Source organism: Variovorax sp. GW460-12-1-14-LB1, from assembly GCF_059423605.1.
On sequence record NZ_JBWKYF010000091.1, the window covers coordinates 1 to 20,613 of the forward strand.

19 protein-coding genes are annotated in these 20,613 nt (G+C 68.1%); 8 read left to right on the forward strand and 11 right to left on the reverse strand.

The genetic code is table 11. The annotated features are described in order from the left end of the window. Window positions 1-192: 192 nt before the first annotated feature. Genes AC07Y4_RS29235 through glyQ form a run of 5 tightly spaced genes read right to left on the reverse strand, consistent with a single transcriptional unit; the run spans window position 193 to window position 5,637 of the window. Window positions 193-1,158, reverse strand: coding sequence for a M48 family metallopeptidase (locus AC07Y4_RS29235; protein WP_487850642.1), 966 nt, complete (start codon window positions 1,156-1,158; stop codon window positions 193-195). Window positions 1,159-1,185: 27 nt separating this feature from the next. Beyond that, the gene (locus tag AC07Y4_RS29240) at window positions 1,186-1,965 is read right to left on the reverse strand and encodes a lysophospholipid acyltransferase family protein (RefSeq protein WP_307590667.1); all 780 of its coding nucleotides are present in this window, start codon (window positions 1,963-1,965) and stop codon (window positions 1,186-1,188) included. Beyond that, on the reverse strand, window positions 1,965-2,558 hold the full coding sequence (gene gmhB / locus AC07Y4_RS29245) for a D-glycero-beta-D-manno-heptose 1,7-bisphosphate 7-phosphatase (protein ID WP_487850643.1): 594 nt from the start codon (window positions 2,556-2,558) through the stop codon (window positions 1,965-1,967). The genes AC07Y4_RS29240 and gmhB overlap by 1 nt, the downstream gene beginning before the upstream one ends. A gap of 19 nt (window positions 2,559-2,577) precedes the next feature. Further along, the gene (gene glyS / locus AC07Y4_RS29250; RefSeq protein ID WP_487850644.1) at window positions 2,578-4,713 is read right to left on the reverse strand and encodes a glycine--tRNA ligase subunit beta; all 2,136 of its coding nucleotides are present in this window, start codon (window positions 4,711-4,713) and stop codon (window positions 2,578-2,580) included. A gap of 15 nt (window positions 4,714-4,728) precedes the next feature. Continuing rightward, window positions 4,729-5,637 (reverse strand): glycine--tRNA ligase subunit alpha, encoded by a 909-nt coding sequence (gene glyQ / locus AC07Y4_RS29255; protein WP_062481784.1) that lies wholly within the window; start codon window positions 5,635-5,637, stop codon window positions 4,729-4,731. Window positions 5,638-5,864: 227 nt separating this feature from the next. Here glyQ and AC07Y4_RS29260 point away from each other — a divergent pair, with 227 nt between their 5' ends. The 3 genes from AC07Y4_RS29260 to AC07Y4_RS29270 are packed head-to-tail and all read left to right on the forward strand — an operon-like array spanning window position 5,865 to window position 8,505. Next, window positions 5,865-6,833, forward strand: a complete 969-nt coding sequence (locus AC07Y4_RS29260; protein ID WP_487850645.1) for a diacylglycerol/lipid kinase family protein — start codon at window positions 5,865-5,867, stop codon at window positions 6,831-6,833. Then, window positions 6,830-7,657 carry a metallophosphoesterase family protein gene (locus AC07Y4_RS29265; protein ID WP_070062942.1) on the forward strand — a complete coding sequence of 276 codons (828 nt, stop codon included), beginning with the start codon at window positions 6,830-6,832 and terminating at the stop codon, window positions 7,655-7,657. The genes AC07Y4_RS29260 and AC07Y4_RS29265 overlap by 4 nt, the downstream gene beginning before the upstream one ends. A gap of 53 nt (window positions 7,658-7,710) precedes the next feature. Further along, window positions 7,711-8,505 carry a phosphatase PAP2 family protein gene (locus AC07Y4_RS29270; protein WP_223301439.1) on the forward strand — a complete coding sequence of 265 codons (795 nt, stop codon included), beginning with the start codon at window positions 7,711-7,713 and terminating at the stop codon, window positions 8,503-8,505. Window positions 8,506-8,512: 7 nt separating this feature from the next. Here AC07Y4_RS29270 and AC07Y4_RS29275 read toward each other — a convergent pair whose 3' ends face one another. From AC07Y4_RS29275 to AC07Y4_RS29300, 6 genes are all read right to left on the reverse strand, one after another. After that, a complete protein-coding gene (locus AC07Y4_RS29275; RefSeq protein WP_062481776.1) occupies window positions 8,513-9,583 on the reverse strand; it encodes an asparaginase in 1,071 nt (356 codons plus the stop codon). Between the two features lie 111 nt (window positions 9,584-9,694). Continuing rightward, entirely contained in the window at window positions 9,695-10,942 is a 1,248-nt protein-coding gene (chrA, locus tag AC07Y4_RS29280; protein ID WP_487850646.1) for a chromate efflux transporter, read from the reverse strand. 36 nt (window positions 10,943-10,978) lie between these two features. After that, window positions 10,979-12,607 carry an apolipoprotein N-acyltransferase gene (lnt, locus tag AC07Y4_RS29285; RefSeq protein WP_487850647.1) on the reverse strand — a complete coding sequence of 543 codons (1,629 nt, stop codon included), beginning with the start codon at window positions 12,605-12,607 and terminating at the stop codon, window positions 10,979-10,981. After that, the gene (locus AC07Y4_RS29290; protein WP_062482253.1) at window positions 12,607-13,485 is read right to left on the reverse strand and encodes a CorC family transporter; all 879 of its coding nucleotides are present in this window, start codon (window positions 13,483-13,485) and stop codon (window positions 12,607-12,609) included. The genes lnt and AC07Y4_RS29290 overlap by 1 nt, the downstream gene beginning before the upstream one ends. 90 nt (window positions 13,486-13,575) lie before the next feature. Beyond that, window positions 13,576-14,304: a GNAT family N-acetyltransferase gene (locus AC07Y4_RS29295; protein WP_062482250.1), complete on the reverse strand. Its 729-nt coding sequence runs from the start codon at window positions 14,302-14,304 to the stop codon at window positions 13,576-13,578. A gap of 109 nt (window positions 14,305-14,413) precedes the next feature. Continuing rightward, window positions 14,414-14,887 (reverse strand): Lrp/AsnC family transcriptional regulator, encoded by a 474-nt coding sequence (locus AC07Y4_RS29300; protein ID WP_062482247.1) that lies wholly within the window; start codon window positions 14,885-14,887, stop codon window positions 14,414-14,416. 156 nt (window positions 14,888-15,043) lie between these two features. Here AC07Y4_RS29300 and hppD point away from each other — a divergent pair, with 156 nt between their 5' ends. The 5 genes from hppD to AC07Y4_RS29325 all read left to right on the forward strand — a co-directional run. Continuing rightward, window positions 15,044-16,171: a 4-hydroxyphenylpyruvate dioxygenase gene (gene hppD, locus AC07Y4_RS29305; RefSeq protein WP_139701335.1), complete on the forward strand. Its 1,128-nt coding sequence runs from the start codon at window positions 15,044-15,046 to the stop codon at window positions 16,169-16,171. A 29-nt stretch (window positions 16,172-16,200) separates the two neighbouring features. Next, window positions 16,201-17,013 (forward strand): transporter substrate-binding domain-containing protein, encoded by an 813-nt coding sequence (locus AC07Y4_RS29310; RefSeq protein WP_487850648.1) that lies wholly within the window; start codon window positions 16,201-16,203, stop codon window positions 17,011-17,013. A 20-nt stretch (window positions 17,014-17,033) separates the two neighbouring features. Then, complete coding sequence (phhA, locus tag AC07Y4_RS29315; protein WP_487850649.1) at window positions 17,034-17,906, forward strand: phenylalanine 4-monooxygenase; 873 nt, start codon at window positions 17,034-17,036, stop codon at window positions 17,904-17,906. Window positions 17,907-18,033: 127 nt separating this feature from the next. After that, window positions 18,034-19,725: an AMP-binding protein gene (locus tag AC07Y4_RS29320; protein ID WP_307697145.1), complete on the forward strand. Its 1,692-nt coding sequence runs from the start codon at window positions 18,034-18,036 to the stop codon at window positions 19,723-19,725. Further along, the coding region (locus AC07Y4_RS29325; protein WP_487850650.1) for an MBL fold metallo-hydrolase at window positions 19,718-20,613 on the forward strand (896 nt) is incomplete at its 3' end. The genes AC07Y4_RS29320 and AC07Y4_RS29325, both read left to right, overlap by 8 nt.

Genomic DNA, 20,613 nt, shown 5'->3' on the forward strand with positions numbered 1-20,613 from the left:
CTCGCAGCTGTTTGAGCGAAGCGAGTTCTGCGAGACCCCGCGAAACGCGAGCACCGCAGGTTGCCCGTAGCGAAGCGGAGGGACGCAGACAGTGGGGTCGCCTTTTCTTTGCTTACTTTCTTTTGGCGAAGCAAAAGAAAGTGAGTCCGCCGCCGGGCGGAACTCCCGGCCCCGGGAAGCAAACAAGAAAAATCAGCCCCACCGAGGCACAGCCTCATCCTTCAACTGCTGCCTAAGCACCCCATAGTCAGGCACCACGCTTTCAACGGTTTCCCAGAACCGATGCGAGTGATCCATCACCCGCAGATGCGCCAGCTCATGCGCCACAACGTAGTCGATCACCGGCAGGCGAAAGTGAATCAACCGCCAGTTCAGCCGAATCGACCCATCCGCACTCGCACTCCCCCACCGCGTAGCAGCGTTAGAGAGCGACAGCTTCTGCCATGACACCCCCAGCAGCGGCGCAAAGTGATCCAGCCGTTCGATGAACAGCTTGCGAGCCTGCCGCATCAACCAGGCCTGCGCCGCATCCCGAATCTGCGAAGGCGCAGCGTTCTGCGCCACAGCCAACCGCAAAGTGCGAGGCCCACCGCCTTCGACAGCGGGGTCGAGCGTGCCGCCAACGCTCGCGAAACCGTGCTTCGGATCGAGCCGGATCACCACCAGCTCGCCAAGAAAAGGAAACTCCGCCCCATCTTCCCAAGCAATCCGCGTCGCCTCAACACGTGCATTGCGTTGCTGCGTCTCCGCCAGCTTGCGCAGAATCCAGTCGGCCTTCTCCCGCACCGCCGCATCGACATCACGCAAGGTGACCCACCGCGGCGCCCGCACCGACAGTCCTTCGGCACCCACAAGAAAGCCGATCGTCTTGCGCTGCCCGCGCTTGAACTCGTAGGCCACCCGCGCCGACCCCAACACCACTTCACGCGTGGCCTGCGGATGTACGAAATTCGCCAGCGTCAACGTGTCAGCCAGCGGCACCGCAGGACGCGGATCCACCGGCCCGATGGATGAAGGCACATCGGCCACCACCGGCACGGGAGCAGCAGGTGGCGCTGGCGCCTTCTTCCGCGGCCGCCGCGGCGGCGCAGCAGCAGGCGCCGGCGTGCTCCCCAGCCCCTCGAAGAGGTCCATCGTGAACTGCAGCATTCCCCGCATGTCGGGCCCGGGTCTGAGGGTGGCGCGTCAGCCCGCTTCGCGCGGCAACGTCTGCTGCGGCTGCGCCGGGCTGTCGCTGTAAGCCTCGGGGTCGAGGCGGCGCATCTCGGCCTCGATCCAGGCTTCGACTTCACGCATCAGCTCGTCGGGCTTGCGGCCCACGCTCGAGATCGCCGGGCCGATCGACACGTCGACCACGCCAGGGCGCTTGATGAAAGCTTTGCGCGGCCAGACCTTGGCCGAGGTGACGGCAATCGGGATCACGGGCACGCCGGTTTCGCAGGCCAGGCGCGTGCCGCCGCTCTTGTAGGTGCCCTTCTGGCCACGCGGAATGCGCGTGCCTTCGGGGAACATGATGATCCAGATGCCCTGCGCGAGCAGCTTGCGGCCCTGGTTCACCACCTTGTTGAACGCCTGCGCGCGCTGGCTCCGGTCGATGTGGATCATGTCCAGCCGCGCCATCGCCCAGCCGAAGAACGGCACGTAGATCAGTTCCTTCTTGAAAACGAAGGCCAGCGGATGCGGCATCAGCGTGGGCATGAGGAAAGTCTCGAGCGTGGACTGGTGCTTCACCAGCAGCACCGCGCCGGCGAGTTGGTCGGTCGGCAGGTTTTCCATGCCGGTCACGCGGGTCTTGATGCCCAGCAGCACGCGCGCGCCACCGATGGCCCAGCTGAGCCATTGCTCGGCCATCCAGTACAGCGGAATGCCACGCTTCCAGAGCGAGCTGACGCACATGATGATGCCCCAGGGCACCACGGTGACAAGCATCCACAGGGCGTGGAGAACGGAACGGATAAACGCCATCAGACAGCCACCTGCAGTGCAGCCCGCGCTTCGCGCGCGAGCAAAAAGTCGACAAAGGCGGCGAGGTCTTCATGCACCCTCGTGTCCGCCGGATATTCGGAAGGCAGCGGGTGAACCCCGCGGCAGGCCGCGCCCATGCCCGTGAGCAAGAGATGCGGTTCGCAGCCGGCAGCGGCGCCGGCCTGCAGGTCGCGCAGGCTGTCGCCCGCGGTCGGCACGCCCTTCAGGTCGATGCCGAAGCGGTCGCCGATCTGAAGGAACAACCCGTCCTTGGGCTTGCGGCAGTCGCAGCCTTCGTCGGGGCTGTGCGGGCAATAGAACACCGCATCCACCTTGCCGCCCACGGCCGCGAGCATCTTGTGCATCTTGGCGTGCATGGCATTGAGCGAGGCCATGTCGAACAGCCCGCGGCCCAGGCCCGACTGGTTCGACGCGACCACCACGTGCCAGCCCGCATGGTTGAGCCGCGCCACGGCCTCGAGCGCTCCGGGCAGCGGCGTCCACTCGATGTCGCTCTTGACGAAGTCTTCGCGGTGCACGTTGATCGTGCCGTTGCGGTCGAGGATGACGAGTTTCATGGCAGAGCCACCCATGGTGAGGTTGTCTGGAAGATCAGACGGCCAGCCGTTCGAGCTGCGCCACGCGGTTCATCGCGGCGTGCAGCGACATCAGCAGGCCCAGGCGGTTCAGCCGCAGGTCGGCCTGCTCGGCATTCACCATCACGTCCGTGAAGAACGCATCGACCGGTTCGCGCAGCGCGGCCAGCGTCTGCAGCGAGCCGGTGTAGTCGCCCGCGTCGAACTGGGCGTTGGCCGCGGGCACGACCTGCGCCATGGCGGCGTGCAGCGCCTTCTCGGCGGGCTCCTGCAGCAGCAGCTCGCTGACGTGGGCGTCGGCTTCGGGCGCCTTCTTCAGGATGTTGCCGATGCGCTTGTTGGCAGCAGCCAGCGCGGCGGCGGCGGGCAGTGCGGCGAAGGCGCGCACGGCCGCCAGCAGCTTGGGCACTTCGCCCAGGCGCTGCGGCAGCGGGGCCAGCACGGCGTCGACTTCCTGGGCGCTGGCGCCCTGCTCGCGCAGGCTGCCGGCCAAGCGGTCGAGGATGAAGTCGCGCAGCTCGACCGTGGCCTTGCTGCTGTCGAAACCGTCGATGGCGCTGAACTGCGCGGCGGCATCTTGCAGCAGGGCGTCGAGCCCCAGCGCGAGGTCTTTCTCGATCAGCATGCGGATCACGCCCAGCGCGTGGCGGCGTAGCGCGAACGGGTCGCGGTCGCCGGTGGGCAGGTTGCCGATGCCGAACATGCCGACCAGCGTCTCGAGCTTGTCGGCCAGCGCGACCGCGAGGCCCACGCTGTTGCGCGGCAGCTCGTCGCCGGCGAAGCGCGGCTTGTAGTGGTCTTCGATGGCGTCGGCCACTGCGGCGTCGAGGCCGTCGTGCAGCGCGTAGTAGCGGCCCATCGTGCCCTGCAGCTCGGGGAACTCGCCGACCATGTCGGTCACGAGGTCGGCCTTGGCCAACTGAGCGGCCTGGGTCGCCTGCGCAGCCAACGTGGCGTCGCCGAGCTTTTCGGCAATGCCGCGCGCGATGTGCATCACGCGCTGCACGCGTTCGCCCTGCGTGCCGAGCTTGTTGTGATAGACCACCTTGCCGAGCGACTCGACGCGCGAGGCCAGCGATTTCTTGCGGTCCTGGTCGAAGAAGAACTTGGCATCGGCCAGGCGCGGGCGCACGACGCGCTCGTTGCCCTGGATGACCGCGCTCGCGTCGTCGGGCGTGATGTTGCTGACGACGAGGAACTTGTTCGTCAGTTTGCTCGACGCATCGAGCAGCGGAAAGTACTTCTGGTTGGCCTTCATCGTGAGGATGAGGCACTCCTGCGGCACTTCGAGAAACTCGGGCTCGAAGCTGCAGACCAGCACGTTGGGGCGTTCGACCAGCGCGGTCACTTCGTCGAGCAGCGCGTCGTCGTGGATCGGCACCGAGCCGCCACCCACCGTCACGGCGGCGGCCGCGAGCTGGCGTGCGATTTCGGCGCGGCGCGCTTCAAAGCTCGCGATGACGGCGCCGTCGTCCTGCAGCTGCAGGGCGTAGCTGTTGGCATCGCGCAGCACCACGGGGTCGACCGCCGCCTCGAAGCGGTGGCCGTGCGTCTCGCGGCCGGCCTTCAGGCCCAGCGCCTCGATGGGCACCACGGTGTCGGCATGCAATGCCACGAGGCCGTGCGCGGGGCGCACGAAGCTCACGCTGCTCCAGCCGGGCAGCTCGCAGCCGCTTTCGAGCTGGTAGCTCATGACCTTGGGGATCGGCAGCTTGGCGATGGCTTCGGCCAGCGCCTTCTGCAGGCCTTCGGCCAGCGTGGCGCCCTTGGCGGTGCTTTCGTAGAACAGGGCTTCGGCCTTGCCGTCCATGGCGCGCTTGAGGCCCGGCACGGCCGAGGCGTCGGCGCCGAGCGCGGCCAGGCGCTTGAGCAGCGCGGGCGTGGGCTGGCCCGAGGCATCGAGCCCCACGGCCACGGGCATGAGCTTTTGCGACACGGCCTTGTCGGCGGCGCGCTCGGCCACGTGCGTGAGGTGCGCGGCCAGGCGGCGAGGCGACGCGTAGGGCGTGAGCACCGAGCCGGCTTCGGCCAGGCCTTGGGCCACGAGCTGGTCGCGCAGCACGCCGGCAAAGGCCTCGCCGAGCTTCTTCAGCGCCTTCGGCGGCAGCTCTTCGACAAACAGTTCAACCAGCAGGGAGTTCTTGTTGTTCATGGGGGTCGTCATCGCTCAGGCGGCTTTCTTCGGGGGCATCTGCGCCACCCACTCGCGCGGGGCCATCGGGAAGCCCAGGCGTTCGCGGCTGTCGTAGTAGCTCTGCGCCACGCTGCGCGCGAGGTTGCGGATGCGGCCGATGTAGGCCGCGCGCTCGGTCACGCTGATCGCGCCGCGCGCGTCCAGCAGGTTGAAGCTGTGCGCGGCCTTGAGCACCTGCTCGTAGGCCGGCAGCGCGAGCTGCTCGGTCATGAGGTGCTTGGCCTGCTTTTCGTGCGCGGCGAAGGCGGTGAAGAGGAACTCGGCGTCGCTGTGCTCGAAGTTGTAGGTCGACTGCTCGACCTCGTTCTGCTTGTAGACGTCGCCGTAGCTCAGGCCGTCGGTCCAGGTGAGGTTGTAGACGTTGTCCACGCCCTGCAAGTACATGGCCAGGCGCTCCAGGCCGTAGGTGATCTCGCCGGTGATGGGCTTGCAGTCGATGCCGCCGACCTGCTGGAAGTAGGTGAACTGCGTCACTTCCATGCCGTTGAGCCAGACTTCCCAGCCCAGGCCCCAGGCGCCGAGCGTGGGGTTCTCCCAGTCGTCTTCCACGAAGCGGATGTCGTTCTTCTTCAGGTCGAAGCCCAGGGCCTCGAGGCTGCCGAGGTAGAGCTCCAGGATGTTGCTGGGCGCGGGCTTGAGCACGACCTGGTACTGGTAGTAGTGCTGCAGGCGGTTGGGGTTCTCGCCGTAGCGGCCGTCCTTGGGGCGGCGGCTGGGCTGCACGTAGGCGGCCTTCCAGGGCTCGGGACCGAGCGCGCGCAGGAAGGTGGCGGTGTGCGAGGTGCCTGCGCCCACTTCCATGTCGTACGGTTGCAGGAGCGCGCAGCCCTTGTCGGCCCAGTACGACTGCAGTTTGAGAATGATTTGCTGGAAGGTCAACATGAAGCTGGCCGGCGTCGGGGGCCGGACATTGGACGGGACGGTGGCGCGGCACAGGCCGCGAAAGCGGACGATTTTACGTTCGCGGGAGGGCAACTCTCCCACAGCCGCTCGGGATGCCGGCTGCCGCAACAGCCCGCGCGGGCGTGGGACAAAGCCCGGCCCCGCGCGCTTTTTTGCGTTTCCCGCCGCTTTCGGCACTTTCCTGCGCTTTCCCCCTCTCTCACTGCATGGCACCGCCCCACATCGGCCCCGACACTCCTTTTTTCATCGTGCTCAATGCCGGTTCCGGCAGCGAAGACGCCGCGCAGGCCCGGCAGGTCATCGACGACGCCTTTGCCGCGGACGGCCGCCGGCACCGCGTGTTCCTCGTGGACGGCCCCGGCCGCGTGCAGGCGCTGGCGCGCGAGGCGGTCGAGCGCGCCCGGGCCGTGGGCGGCGTGGTGGTAGCCGCGGGCGGCGACGGCACCATCAACGCCGTGGCCCAGGCCACGCTGGGCAGCGGCTGCCCCTTCGGCGTGCTGCCGCAGGGCACCTTCAACTATTTCAGCCGCACCCACGGCATTCCGCGCGACACGGCGCAGGCGCTGCAGGTGCTGCTCACGCAGCAGCCCCGGGCGGTGCAGGTGGGGCTGGTGAACGACCGCGTGTTCCTGGTGAATGCCAGCATGGGCCTGTATGCCGACCTGCTGGAGGAGCGCGAGAGCCACAAGGCACGCTTCGGCCGCCACCGCTGGATCGCCTTCTACTCGGGCCTGCTGACGGTGCTGCGCGGGCGCCATCGCCACTGGCAGTTGCGCATCGCCTCGCACGGCCACGAGCGCGACATCCGCACGCCCACGCTGTTCGTGGGCAACAACCCGTTGCAGCTGATGCAGGCGGGCGTCGACCACGCCGAGGCGCCCGAGCAGGGCCGGCTGACCGCCGTGGCGCTCAAGCCGGTCGGCCTGCTGGCGATGCCGGGGCTGCTGGTGCGCGGTGCGCTCGGGCGGCTGGGCGACGCCGACGAGGTGCTGAGCTTTCCCTTCGAGTCGATGACGGTGAAGGCCGGCCGGCTGCGCACGCCGCGCCGCGTGAAGATCGCCACCGACGGCGAGATCGACTGGGTCGACATGCCCCTGCTGTTCCGCGTGGCGCCCGACCCGCTGTGGCTGGTACGGCCCGACAGCGCGCCCGAGCTGGAGGCGGCACGGCCATGAGCTGCCTGCTGCAAGTGTCCGACCCGCACTTCGGCACCGAACAACCCGAGGTGCTGCAGGCGCTCGAACGCCTGGCGCACGCGCTGGCGCCGCAGGCGGTGCTGCTGTCGGGCGACATCACGCAGCGCGCCACGCGCCGCCAGTTCGCGGCGGCGCGCGCCTTTGCCGAGCGGCTGGCGGCGCCGGTGGTGGCGATTCCGGGCAACCACGACATCCCGCTGTTCCAGTTGGCGGCGCGCGTCTTCTCGCCCTACGGCCGCTACACGGAGGCCTTCGGCGCCGATCTGGAGCCGGTGTTCGCCTGCGACGACTGGCTGGTGGTCACGGTCAACACGACGCGCTGGTACCGGCACGAGGACGGCGAGGTGTCGCCCGCGCAGGTCGAGCGCGTGGCGGCGCGGCTGGCACAGGCTTCGCCCCGGCAGGTGCGCGTGGTCGTGACGCACCAGCCGGTGCTGGTGACGCGGCCCGAAGACCGGCAGAACCGCCTGCACGGGCGCGCGGCGGCGGTGGCGCGCTGGACGGCGGCGGGCGCCGACCTGATCGTCGGCGGCCACATCCACCTGCCTTTCGTGCGCCCGCTGGACGAGCGTTTTCCGGGCTGCCCGCCCACGGCCTGGGCGGTACAGGCCGGCACCGCCGTGTCGACGCGCGTGCGCTGGGACGCGCCGAATTCGGTGAACGTGCTGCGCGCGGAAGCGTCCGGCGACGGCGCGCAGCGCGTGTGCGTGGTCGAGCGCTGGGACCATTCGGCGGCAGACAAAGCCTTCACGCGCGTCGACCTATTGCGGCTTCCGCTTGCCAGCCGCGCGACGGCCCCTTAGGGTTGCGCCGCATGCCTCCTGCGGACACCCTTCTTCTTTCTTCTTCAGCCCCCTTGGTTCTTCTCGCACAACAGCTGGGCGAACACGCCCTGGCCTGGTTCGCGCTCGCGCTGACCGTGTCGGTGCTCGGCGCCGGCCTCGCCTGCCGGATGCTGCAACGGCGTCATCCTTTGCCCGACACGGGCGAACCTGACGAATCGCGCCTGGCGCTCGGCCTGGGCCTGGGCTTCGTGCTGATCCTGGCGGCGGCGGTGCTGGTCGCGTGGATCGCCTCGCACCTGGGCGACGGCCGCACCATGGGCCGCGCCGACCAGGCGCTGGCCGACGCCATCGCCGCCCATGTGCCGTGGGGCGCGCTCGTGAGCTTCAGCTGGCTCACGCACCTGGGCGATGCGCAACTGCTCGCGCCCGTGTGCGGACTGGTCGCGCTGCTGCTGTGGCGCAACGCGCATCGTGGGCTGGCGCTGGGCTGGGTGACTGCGCTCGGCGGCATCGTGGTGCTGAACCCCGCGCTCAAGCACATCTTTGCGCGGGCCCGGCCGGTGCATGACCACGGGCTGGCGCTGGAAACGAGCTTCAGCTTTCCCAGCGGCCACAGCGCGGGCGCGATCGTGAGCTACGGGATGCTGCTGTACCTGGCGCTGCGGCTGCTGCCGGCGCGCTGGCATGTGCCGGCCGCCATGGCCGCGGTGGCGGCCATCGTCACCATCGCCTGCAGCCGGATCTTCCTGCAGGTGCACTTCGCGAGCGATGTCGCGGCCGGCCTGCTGACCGGCCTGGGCTGGCTGCTGGTGTGCGTGAGCAGCCTGGAATACGCGCGGCACCGCAAGCGCCGCACCGCGCGCTGACCGTCGATCAGTATTCCCAGAAGATGCGCTGAAGCTCTTTGGTGTTGTTGGTCTTGGTCAAGGCCACCATCGCCAGGATGCGCGCCTTCTGCGGGCGCAGGTCGTGCGCCACCACCCAGTCGTACTTGTCGTCGGGCTGCTCGGCGTTGCGGATCACGAAGCCGTCGGGCACGCGCGAGCTGCGGATGACGATCACGCCGTCGGTGCGTGCCTTCTGCAGGTTCGGCACGATGCGGTCGGCCACCGAGCCATTGCCCGTGCCGCCGTGGATCAGCGCCTTGGCGCCGCTCTTGGCGATGGCGTCGATGGCCACCGACGACACGCCTTCGTAGCCCATGGCGATCTCGACCGGCGGCAGCGCGGTGATGGTGTCGATGTTGAACTCCGAGTTCGTGGTGTGGCGCTTGACCGGCGCGCGGAACCAGTAGTTCTTGCCCTCGACGATCATGCCCAGCGGTCCCCATTGGCTGGAGAACGCGCTGGTCTTGATGTTGACGTTCTTGCTCACGTCGCGGCCGGTGTCGATGTTGTCGCCCATCGTCACGAGCACGCCCTTGCCCATCGCGTCCTTGCTGCCCGCCACGTTCACGGCGTCGTACAGGTTGAGCGCACCGTCGGCCGACAGGGCCGTGCCCGGGCGCATCGAGCCGACCACCACGATCGGCTTGTTGGTGTGCACGGTGAGCGTCAGGAAGTAGGCGGTTTCTTCCAGCGTGTCGGTGCCGTGGGTGATGACGATGCCGTCCACGTCCGACTGCTTGGACAGCGCCGAGACGCGCTTGGCCAGCGTCATCAGGTTGTCGTTGGTGAGGCTTTCGGAGGCCACCTGGAACACCTGCTCGCCGCGCACGTTGGCGACCTTGGCCAGCTCGGGCAGGCCGGCGATCAGCTTCTCGACGCCGACCTTGGCGGCCGCGTAGGTCGCGCTGTTGACGGCCGACGCGCCGGCACCGGCGATGGTGCCGCCGGTCGCCAGGATCACCACGTTGGGCAGCGCCTGCTGGGCCTGCGCGAGCGCGCTGGCCGCGAGCAGTGCGGCACCGGCCGCAAAGGCACGGAAATGGGTAGAAAAGTACATACGGGCTCCTTGGTTTGAGGATGATTTCTCGAGGCGGCGAGGAAGATACATGAACCATGCCCGCATGCCATGCCGCTGCATGCCGGCATGGCATGCGGTCATGCGCCGGCCTTAGAGGGCCAGCAGCCAGCCCGCCACCGCCGCCAGCCCGACGACCCACACCGGCGACAGGCGCGCGTAGACCAGCAAGCCGAACGCCGCCAGCGCCAGCCCGAAGTCGGCCTTCGAGTGGATCGCGCTCGTCCACACCGGGTCGTAGAGCGCGGCGAGCAGCACGCCGACGACCGCCGCGTTGACGCCCGCCATCGCGCGCTGGACGCCGTCGCGCTGGCGCAGCGTCTCCCAGAACGGCAGCGCACCCGCCACCAGCAGGAAGGCCGGCAGGAAGATGGCCAGCAGCAGCGCCAAGCCACCCACCCAACCGCCGAACGGCCCCGGCATGGCGGCGCCGAGGAAGGCCGCGAAGGTGAACAAAGGCCCCGGCACGGCCTGCGCTGCGCCGTAGCCCGCCAGGAACACGTCGTTCGAGACCAGGCCCGTCGGCACCACGCCCGCCTGCAGCAAGGGCAGCACGACGTGGCCGCCGCCGAACACCAGCGCGCCCGACCGGTAGAACGACGCAATGACGGAGAGCGGCGGCCAATCCGTCGCCGCAGCCAGCATCGGCAGTGCGACGAGCAGCGCGGCGAACAGGCCCAGCAGCGCGGCACCGGTCGCCCTGCTCACGCCGTGGTCGCGGTGCTGCGCGGCGGGCAGGTGGCCGGGCGGCAGCGCCCACCGGCCGACGACGCCCCCGGCGACGATGGCGGCGATCTGCCCCATGGCCGACGGCACCGCGAGCACCAGCAGCGCCGCGACGATGGCCACGCCCGCACGCAGCCGGTCGGGGCACAGCGACTTCGCCATGCCCCACACCGCCTGCGCGACGACGGCCACCGCAACGACCTTCAGCCCGTGCACCGCACCCGATTGCGCCAGGCCCGCCCAGTGCGTGACACCGGCCGCAAAGAGGATGAGCGCCACGGCGGACGGCAGCGTGAACCCGAGCCACGCCGCCAGCGCCCCGCCCCAGCCCGCGCGGCCGAGCCCCAGGGCGATGCCGACCTGGCTGCTCGCGGGACCGGGCAGGAACTGGCACAGCGCCACGAGGTCGGAATAGCGCTTGTCGTCGAGCCACTTGCGGCGCTCCACGAACTCCGTGCGGAAGTAGCCCAGGTGCGCCACCGGTCCGCCGAAGGAGGTCAGGCCGAGCTTCAGGAAAGCGAGAAAGACTTCGAGCACCGAGCCCCTGGCGCGAAGGTCGCCTGTGCCATCGACCACGGATGGCGCGGCGGGCTTGGGGCGGTGGTGGTGCTTCATGGACGACGACGTCGAATTTGCATCCGCCGGTACGCCTCAGCCCCGGGTGCGCCCGGGCCGGAAGAAGACCGCGCCCAGTGCGACGATCGCGAGCGCCGCGATCCACAGCGGCCACAGGCCGAAGGGTGCGACCCAGCGCGCGAAGGGCGTGAGCCCGCGCCGACCCTCGACCGGCGCTTCGAGCACGCCGCGCGTGAGGCGCGGCAGCTGGTGCGTGACGCGGCCCGCGGCGTCGATCACCACGGTGGCGCCGGTGTTGGTGGACCGCACCATCGGCCGCGCGAACTCGAGCGCGCGCATGCGCGAGATGGCCAGGTGCTGGTCGATGGCGACCGAGTCGCCGAACCAGGCGATGTTGCTGACGTTGAGCAGGATGGTCGGCGCCGTGGCCTCGTCGCGGAAGTTCGCGCCGATCTCGTCGCCGAACAAATCTTCGTAGCAGATGTTGGGCGCGATGCGCTGGCCCTGCCAGACGAAAGGCGCCTGCGCCAGCCCGCCGCGCTCGAAATCGCCGAGCGGGATGCTCATCATGCGGATGAACCAGCGAAAGCCCGGCGGAATGAATTCGCCGAAAGGCACGAGGTGGTGCTTGCTGTAGGCGTAGGGCTGCGCCGCGCCACCGGGCATGAAGCCGAGCACGGCGTTGCGGTAGGTGCCCGGCCCGTCGCCGAGCGGCAGGCCGACGATGGCCGCCTGCTGCGAGCCCGGCTGGCCGTAGCGTTCCTGGATCGCGTCGAGGTAGCCGGCGGGCAGCTGGCGCGGCAGCAGCGGCAGCGCCGTTTCGGGCGTGACCACGAGTTGGGCCTTGGCGTCGCGCAGCTGTTCGGCGTACCAGCGCAGCGCGGTTTCGATGCCGCCGCCCGGAATGAATTTCTCGTCCTGCGGGATGTTGCCCTGCAGCAGCGCGACCTGCAGCGCGCCGGCAGTGCCCTGCGCGCCGCGCGCATCGGCGGGCAGCGGCGAGACAAGGTTCGGCAGCACGAAGACCGCGGCGAGCAGCACGGCGGCCAGCGCCGTCGGCACCACGTCACGCAGCGGCAGGCGTCGCGCGACCAGCGCCACGGCCAGTGCCGCCGCGGCGCCGATGCCATACACGCCGACCCACGGCGCCAGCGCTGCCAGCGGACCGTCGACATGGGCGTAGCCGCCCGCGCCCCAGGGAAAGCCGGTGAACCAGCTGCCGCGCACGAGCTCGGCCAGCGTCCACAGCGCCGCGAACACGAAGGCGCCGGCGACGCGCCCCGTCGGCCCGCGCACCACGAACCAGGCGCAGGCCACGGCGTAGTAGAGCCCGAGGGCCGCCGCCAGCGCGAGCACGGCGATCACCGCCAGCGGCGCCGGCAGCCCGCCGTAGGTGTGCATCGAGATGAAGAGCCACCAGAAGCTGCCGGTGAGCCAGGCGGTCGCGAACACCCAGCCGTGCAGACCGGCGCGGCGCCAGCCCGCGCCCTGGGCGCGCAGGCCGTCGAGCAGCCAGACCAGCCCGGCCAGCGACAGCAGCTGCAGCCACCACAGCGGACGGCCGTCGCCCGGCCAGGCGATGGACAGGGCCTGCGCCACGCCCGCCAGGCCGAAGCCGAGCAGGCGCAGCAGCCCGGAGGCGGCAGAAGAAGGGGGAGAGGTGGGCGAGACGCGGGCCGGGGCCGCTGCTGCGGGCGCCGGCATCAGTCGGCCGCGTCGCCGCCGCGCGCCGGCGACACCCGGAACCAGCGCACCGCGCCGCCCTTGGTGTGCAGCACGACGAAGTCGAAGCCGCCGATGGCGTGGTGCTCGCCGCGCTTGGGCACGTGGCCCATCTCGTGCGCGATGAGTCCGCCGATGGTGTCGAAGTCTTCGCTCAGCTGTTCTTCGTTGAAGACGATGCCGAAGGCCTCGGCCACGCGCTCGATGGGCGTGTCACCCGAGACGCGGTAGGTGTGGTCGGCCAAGCCGAAGATGTCGCCCTCGTCTTCGGCGATGTCGAACTCGTCCTCGATCTCGCCAACGATCTGCTCGAGCACGTCCTCGATGGTGATGAGGCCGGCCACGCGGCCGAACTCGTCGATGACGATGGCCAGGTGGTTGCGGTTGCCGCGGAATTCGCGCAGCAGATCGTTCAGGCCCTTGCTCTCGGGCACGAAGGTTGCCGGACGCAGCAAGGCGCGGATGTTCAGGCCCGGCGCGCGCTGCAGCTTGAGCAGGTCCTTCGCGAGCAGGATGCCGATGATGTTTTCTTTTTCGCCCTCGTAGACCGGAAAGCGCGAGTGCGCGGTCTGGATCACGGCGTGCAGCAGCGCGTCGAAGGGCGCGTCGATGTTCACGAGGTCCATGCGCGGCGCCGCGACCATCACGTCACCGGCCGTCATGTCGGCCATGCGCAGCACGCCTTCGAGCATCACGCGCGATTCGGCGCCGATCACCTCGTTGTCCTCGGCATCGGCGAGGGTTTCGATCAGCTCGTCGCGCGAATCGGGGCCGGGGTGGATGAATTCGGCGAGCTTCTGGAGAAAGCCACGCTTGTCTTCCCGTTCAACGGGAGCGCGTTCAGGGTGAGGGTCGGCCACTGCGGGAGGGCGGAGTTGAAGAGAGACAAGGATAACGGATTGCGCATGACAGGCTCTACCGTCCGGCCGGCATAGGCCGGCCTTGCCCGCTCAAGGTGCAGATTTGCTGCGCGCGTCGCGCATGCCGCTGCGCACTTCCTGCAGGCTCGCCAGGAAGGCCCAGAACTGCTTGGCGCGGCTCTTGAGCGCGAAATCGACGGCGGCGTAGTGCTCCAGCGCGATCTCGCTCATGCGGCTGTCGAAGGTGGCGGTGGGCAGCTGCAGGTGCGCTTCCGACTCCGAGCCGCTGCGCACCACGGTGGCGCCGGCGTTGCGGGCGATCTTGAGCATGGCGGCGTTTTCGCTCAGCGCATGGATGAAGAGCATGCCCACGCCTTCGTTGCGCGCGGCGACCACGGCGCGCTCGAACAGGCGCGCACCATAGCCGCGGCCGCGGGCGTGCGACGACACGGACACGCCGAATTCGGCGCAGTCGCTGTGCTGGTCGCCGGGCGCATAGGCCACGTGCGCCATCGCGATCAGGTCGAGGCGGCGGTTGTAGATGCCGAACAGTTCGTCGCGGTCGAAGTCCAGGCCTTCGACATAGCGCAGGACCTGCTCGTCGGCCGCGGCATAGCCGAAGCGCAGGTAGCGGTCGTGCGGCGTCAGGTCCAGCAGGTGGCGCGCGATGCGTTCGCGTTCGCGCGGGCCGATCGAGCGGATCGGCACCATGACGGGTGGGGGCGCGCTGACGGCGCGCGGTTGCGCCTCAACCATCGGCGCCTTCAGGAAAGAGCCGAGGCCGAGAGACGCTTTGAGGAGGGTCTTGGCGGTAAGCATGGCTCCAATGTAAGGGTTTTCCCTTAATCACCAAGCCCGCAAGGACACTTTCTGGACGCATTCGTGACTCGATACCAGAGTCCGTGGTGTTTACGCAACCAATTTGTGGTTAAACGGGCACAGATGTTGTGGCTTTGACACGATCAAGCACAAAGCTGGTCTTGCAGTCTTCGACGCTGGGGTGCTTCAGCAGGGTGTCCATGATGAAGCGGCTGTAGTGCGCCATGTCGGCCACCACCACGCGCAGCAGGTAGTCCATGTCGCCGGTGAGCGCGGCGCACTCGACCACCTCGGGCCAGGTCTGCACGCTGGCGCGGAACAGGTCCATGGGGTTGCGCTTGTGGGTTTCGGTGTGCTTTTCGAGCCGCACGTTCAGGTAGGCCGTGAGGCCCAGGCCGACCGCCTCGGGCTGGACCAGGGCCACGTAGCGGTCGATGACCTTGTGCTCTTCCAGCCGCTTGACCCGCCGCAGCACGGCGCTGGGCGACAGGCTGACCTGCTCCGCGATCTGGTCGTAGGTGGCACGGCCATCTGCTTGCAGCATGCGCAAAATGAGCCGATCTATCTTGTCGAGTGCTTCCATTTCACCATTTTTGCAGTTTTACTGCGTCATGACCACCCATGGCGCCCAGAAACGCAGAAAACCTGAACGCCTTCCGACCTACAGTGCAGCACGGCCCGGATCCGGGCCTTTGTTTTCCTTTCTGCACAACTTCCCCACTTTCCGGAGACAGCATCCATGAGCCACGCCGACGCCCCCGCCTTCACGCCCTGGGAGAACCCGATGGGCACCGACGGCTTCGAATTCATCGAGTACGCGGCACCCGATCCGGTCGCGATGGGCAAGGTGTTCGAGCGCATGGGCTTCGTGGCCATCGCCAAGCACCGTCACAAGAACGTGCTGCTGTACCGCCAGGGCACGATCAACTTCATCCTGAATGCCGAGCCCGATTCGTTCGCCCAGCGTTTTGCGCGCGAGCACGGCCCGAGCGTGTGCGCCATCGCCTTCCGCGTGCAGGACGCCAAGCAGGCCTACGAACGCGCCACCGCGCTGGGCGCCTGGGGCTTCGCTGACAAGGCCGGCCCGGGCGAGCTGAACATCCCCGCCATCAAGGGCATCGGCGACAGCCTGATCTACCTGGTGGACCGCTGGCCGGGCAAGAACGGCGCGCAGCCGGGCGACATCGGCAACATCGGCTTCTACGACGTGGACTTCGAGGCGCTGCCGGGCGTGTCGTCGCAGGACGCGCTGGCGCGCAAGGGCAACGGCCTGACCTACATCGACCACCTGACGCACAACGTGTACCGCGGCCGCATGGACGTGTGGGCCAACTTCTACGAGAAGCTCTTCAACTTCCGCGAAGTGAAGTACTTCGACATCGAAGGCCAGGTGACGGGCGTGAAGAGCAAGGCCATGACCAGCCCCTGCGGCAAGATCCGCATCCCGATCAACGAAGAAGGCAAGGAACAGGCCGGCCAGATCCAGGAGTACCTGGACATGTACAAGGGCGAGGGCATCCAGCACATCGCCATGGGCTCGGACAACCTGTACGAGAGCGTCGACGCGCTGCGTGCCAACGGCGTGACGCTGCTGGACACCATCGACACGTACTACGAGCTGATCGACAAGCGCATCCCCGAGCACGGCGAAAGCGTGGCCGAGCTGAAGAAGCGCAAGATCCTGATCGACGGCAAGAAGGACGCCCTGTTGCTGCAGATCTTCAGCGAGAACCAGCTGGGCCCGATCTTCTTCGAGTTCATCCAGCGCAAGGGCGACGACGGTTTCGGCAACGGCAACTTCAAGGCGCTGTTCGAGAGCATCGAGCTCGACCAGATGCGCCGTGGCGTGCTGAGCGCCGCAAAATAAGGCGCTTCACCACTGCCCTGGAGCCCGGCATGCGCCACGCGTCTTCTTCGACTGTCGTCACTTCCTTCGTCGCGGCAGCCGCCGCTGCGGTCGTGCTCTCGGGCTGCGCCTCGGCGCCGCCCGCGGCCGGCGCGGGCGCCTCGCATCTGGACACGGTGCAGAAGGCGGCGGTGCTGCGCATCTGCACGCCGGGCGACTACCGGCCCTTCAGCTTCCAGAAGGCCGACGCCTCGTTCGAAGGCATCGACGTCGACCTGATGACGGGCTTCAGCGCCAGCCTCGGCGCGAAGCCCGAATGGGTCAAGACGACGTGGGCCAACCTGCTGCCCGATCTGGCCGCAGGCAAGTGCGACATCGCCGTGGGCGGCGTGTCGGTGACCACCGACCGCCAGAAGCGCGCCTTCTTCAGCGCGCCCTACATGGTCAACGGCAAGACGCCCATCGCGCGCTGCGCCGACGTGGCCAAGTACCAGAGCGTGGCGGCCATCGACCAGCCGTCGACCCGCGTGATCTTCAACCCGGGCGGCAGCAACGAACGCTTCGCCCGCACCAACTTCAAGCAGGCCAGGCTCACGCTGCACGGCGAGAACGTCACGATCTTCGACGAGATCCTGGCCAACCGCGCCGACGTGTTCGTCACCGAATCGGCCGAGGCCATCACGCAGCAAAAGCTCAAGCCCGGGCTGTGCGCCGTGAACCCCGACAAGCCGCTGCAGTACGGCGAGATGGCCTGGATGCTGCCGCGCGACGACGTGGCTTTCAAATCGTATGTCGACCAATGGCTGCACCTGCAGCAAGCCGGCGGCGACTTCCAGCGCGTGATGGACCGCTGGCTCAAATAACCCGAGAAACCGAAGGCCCCATGGATTCCCCTGCCGCCGTTGTCACCCCCGCCGTCTATGGCGCATCCGATCGCCCGCCGCGCGGCGACTACTCGCGCGGCGGTTCGGTGCAAGCCGACTACACCTGCCCGCAGGACTGGGCCAGCTACACGGCGGCCGACCATGACACCTACAAGCGGCTGTACGAACGCCAGGCCGCGCAGCTGACGGGCCTGGCCTGCGATGCTTTCATCAAGTCGCTGCCGCTGCTCGGCGTGAAAGACCGCATCCCGCGCTTCGAGGAACTCAACGAGCGCCTGCACCGCGCCACCGGCTGGGAGATCGTGGCGGTGCCGGGGCTCATTCCCGAGCTGCCCTTCTTCACGCTGCTGGCGAACCGCAAGTTCCCGGTGACCGACTGGATCCGCAAGCCCGAAGAGTTCGACTACATCGTCGAGCCCGACGTGTTCCACGACCTGTTCGGCCACGTGCCGATGCTGTTCGACCCGACATTCGCCGACTACGTGCAGCGCTACGGCCAGGGCGGCATCAAGGCGCACGAGCTGGGCGCCGGCGAGAAGCTCGCGCGGCTGTACTGGTACACGGTCGAGTTCGGCCTGATCCGCCAGCCCGAAGGCCTGCGTGCGTACGGTGCCGGCATCCTGAGTTCGGTCGGCGAGCTGCAGCACGCGGTACGCAGCCCCGCGCCGCATCGCCTCCCGCTCGACCTGCTGCGCACCATGCGCACGCAATACAAGATCGACACCTACCAGGCCAACTACTTCGTGATCGAGAACTTCGCGCAGCTTTTCGACCTCACGGCGCCCGACTTCACGCCGCTGTACCGCGCGCTCGAGGTGCAGCCCGACATCCCGGCCGGCGTGCTGCTGCCGGGCGAATCCGGCAACGCCTGATCGCTTGTTCATGGCCCGGACGCGCGCGGCGGCTATCGCCTGCGCGACACCGGGCACACGCCCCTAGGACAAGCCCGCTGGCGGGTGGGAGGCATTGGCTCCCACAATCCGCGCCAAAGGAGCTTGCATGCAGACATCCGCGCGACAGAACTACCCGGCCGGCGTGCCGCACGAGATTCATCCGGAGCAGTACCGCTCCCTGCCTCACATGTTCGACGAGGCCTTCGGCCGCTACAAGGACCGTCCGTTCTCGGTCTGCATGGAGCGCTGGATGTCGTACGGCGAGCTCGACACGCTCTCGAAGGCGATGGGCGCCTGGCTGCAATCGCAGGGCCTCGCGCCCGGTGCGCGGGTGGCGATCATGCTGCCCAACGTGCCGCAGTTCGCGGTCACGATGTGCGCCGTGCTGCGCGCGGGCTACACCTGCGTCAACGTCAATCCGTTGTACACGGCACGCGAGCTGGAGCACCAGCTCAAGGACTCCGGCGCCACCGCCATCGTCATCCTCGAGAACTTTGCCGCCACGCTCGAACAGGTGATCGAGCGCACGCCCGTCAAGCACGTGGTGATGACCGCGATGGGCGACCTGCTCGGCGGGCTGTACGGCGCCTGGATCACGGTGGCCGTGCGCCACCTGGCCAAGATGGTGCCGCCCTACAAGCTGCCCCTGAGCGACGGCCGCACGGTCACGCCGTTCAAGCAGGCGATTGCCGAAGGCCGCGGTCGCACGCTCGGGCCCGACCAGAGCACGCTCGATTCGATCGCCTTCCTGCAGTACACGGGCGGCACCACCGGCCTGTCGAAGGGTGCGGTGCTGACCCATCGCAACATCGTGGCCGCCACGCTGCAGGCCGAAGCCTGGTTCACGCCCGCACTGGCGCGGGCCGGCGATCTGGCGAAGGTCAACAGCATCGCCGCGCTGCCGCTGTATCACATCTTCGCGCTGACGCTGTGCCTGCTGGTGATCCGCCAGGGCTCGCACATGACGCTGATTCCGAACCCGCGCGACTTCAACAAGTTCGTCGCGGTGCTGAAGAAGCGGCCCTTCCACATGCTGCCGGCGGTGAACACCCTGTTCAATGCGCTGCTGATGCACCCGGAGTTCAAGACGGTCGACTTCTCCACGCTGTTCGTGTCACAGGCCGGTGGCATGGCCGCCTCTGAAGGCACGGCGCGCAAGTGGTTCGAAGCCACCGGCTGCCCGATGATCGAAGGCTGGGGCATGAGCGAGACCTGTGCGATCGGCACCAACAACCCGGTGTCGAACACGAAGTTCACGGGCACCATCGGTCTGCCGTTGCCGAGCATTGAGATCGCGATCAAGGACGATGAAGGCCAATCGCTGCCGATCGGCCAGGCGGGCGAGCTGTGCATCAAGGGCCCGAACGTGATGACCGGCTACTACAACCAACCCGCCGAGACGGCCGCAGCCTTCACGGCCGACGGCTTCATGCGCACCGGCGACATCGCCGTGATGCAGGAAGACGGCTACAGCCGAATCGTCGACCGCAAGAAGGACATGATCCTCGTGAGCGGTTTCAACGTGTTCCCCAACGAGCTGGAAAACGTGATCTCGCTGTGCCCGGGCGTCGTCGAATGTGCGGCGGTGGGCGTGCCGGACGAGAAGCAGGGCGAAGCCATCAAGGTCTTCGTGGTCCGCAAGGACCCGACGCTGACGGAAGACGCCGTGCTCCAGTACTGCAACGGACAGCTCACCGGCTACAAGCGGCCGAAGCACATCGAGTTCCGCGAGTCGCTGCCCAAGACCAACGTGGGGAAGATCCTGCGGCGCGAGTTGCGCACCAGCGCCGGTGCCTGAGCGCGTGGGGCGCCACGGGGAAGCCAGCGCCGGGCTGCCGGCGAATGTCATCGTGTTCGAGCGGGGCTGGCTGTCTTCGAACAACATCCTCTTCGTCGGAGCCGAGGAAACGGCGCTGGTCGACACCGGCTATGCCACGCATGCCGATCAGACGCTGGCCCTGGTGGAGTCGGTGTTGGGCAAACGTCCACTCGATCGGGTGCTGAACACACATCTGCACAGCGATCACTGCGGGGGGAACGCGGCGTTGCAGCAGCGCTACCCGTCGTTGCGGACGGACATTCCGCCTGGAGAGGCGGCGCTGGTTGAGCGATGGGATGCGCAGGGCCTGAGTTTCCTTGCGACGGGGCAGAGTTGCCCGCGTTTTGGCTTCACCGGACTGCTCAAACCTGGCACTGAATGCCTGTTGGGAGACCGCGCGTGGCAAGTGCATGGCGCTCCAGGTCACGATCCGCACTCGGTGATCCTGTTCGACCCGGTGTCGCGGACTCTGATTTCAGCGGATGCGCTCTGGGAGAACGGGTTTGGCATCGCCTTTCCGGAGCTGATGGGCGAATCCTCGTTCGGGGACATTGCGGCGACGCTCGATTTGATCGAGAAATTGTCGCCCCGTCAGGTGATTCCTGGACATGGCGGAGTCTTTGGCGACGTCGAGCGTTCGTTGCATACGGCGCGCCGGCGGCTGTCTGGCTTGGAGCGAGACCCAGTGAAGCACGCACGCCATGCGATGAAGGTGCTGATGAAGTTCAAGCTTCTGGAGCTGCACGCGGTGTCACACGCTGAGTGGGGAGCGTGGCTTGCCGGGACGCCCTATTTCGAGCTGATTCGAGCTCGATTCTTTGCCGGTGAGTCGCTGGAGGCTCTGACGGGAGAGCTGCTTGCAGAGCT

What these genes read in the sequence shown, in the direction of transcription:
- AC07Y4_RS29235 (WP_487850642.1), bottom strand. Translation starts at nt 1,158, where the DNA reads ATGCGGGGAATGCTGCAGTTCACGATGGACCTCTTCGAGGGGCTGGGG.
- AC07Y4_RS29240 (WP_307590667.1), bottom strand. Translation starts at nt 1,965, where the DNA reads ATGGCGTTTATCCGTTCCGTTCTCCACGCCCTGTGGATGCTTGTCACC.
- gmhB (WP_487850643.1), bottom strand. Translation starts at nt 2,558, where the DNA reads ATGGGTGGCTCTGCCATGAAACTCGTCATCCTCGACCGCAACGGCACG.
- glyS (WP_487850644.1), bottom strand. Translation starts at nt 4,713, where the DNA reads ATGAACAACAAGAACTCCCTGCTGGTTGAACTGTTTGTCGAAGAGCTG.
- glyQ (WP_062481784.1), bottom strand. Translation starts at nt 5,637, where the DNA reads ATGTTGACCTTCCAGCAAATCATTCTCAAACTGCAGTCGTACTGGGCC.
- AC07Y4_RS29260 (WP_487850645.1), top strand. Translation starts at nt 5,865, where the DNA reads ATGGCACCGCCCCACATCGGCCCCGACACTCCTTTTTTCATCGTGCTC.
- AC07Y4_RS29265 (WP_070062942.1), top strand. Translation starts at nt 6,830, where the DNA reads ATGAGCTGCCTGCTGCAAGTGTCCGACCCGCACTTCGGCACCGAACAA.
- AC07Y4_RS29275 (WP_062481776.1), bottom strand. Translation starts at nt 9,583, where the DNA reads ATGTACTTTTCTACCCATTTCCGTGCCTTTGCGGCCGGTGCCGCACTG.
- chrA (WP_487850646.1), bottom strand. Translation starts at nt 10,942, where the DNA reads ATGAAGCACCACCACCGCCCCAAGCCCGCCGCGCCATCCGTGGTCGAT.
- lnt (WP_487850647.1), bottom strand. Translation starts at nt 12,607, where the DNA reads ATGCCGGCGCCCGCAGCAGCGGCCCCGGCCCGCGTCTCGCCCACCTCT.
- AC07Y4_RS29295 (WP_062482250.1), bottom strand. Translation starts at nt 14,304, where the DNA reads ATGCTTACCGCCAAGACCCTCCTCAAAGCGTCTCTCGGCCTCGGCTCT.
- AC07Y4_RS29300 (WP_062482247.1), bottom strand. Translation starts at nt 14,887, where the DNA reads ATGGAAGCACTCGACAAGATAGATCGGCTCATTTTGCGCATGCTGCAA.
- hppD (WP_139701335.1), top strand. Translation starts at nt 15,044, where the DNA reads ATGAGCCACGCCGACGCCCCCGCCTTCACGCCCTGGGAGAACCCGATG.
- AC07Y4_RS29310 (WP_487850648.1), top strand. Translation starts at nt 16,201, where the DNA reads ATGCGCCACGCGTCTTCTTCGACTGTCGTCACTTCCTTCGTCGCGGCA.
- phhA (WP_487850649.1), top strand. Translation starts at nt 17,034, where the DNA reads ATGGATTCCCCTGCCGCCGTTGTCACCCCCGCCGTCTATGGCGCATCC.
- AC07Y4_RS29320 (WP_307697145.1), top strand. Translation starts at nt 18,034, where the DNA reads ATGCAGACATCCGCGCGACAGAACTACCCGGCCGGCGTGCCGCACGAG.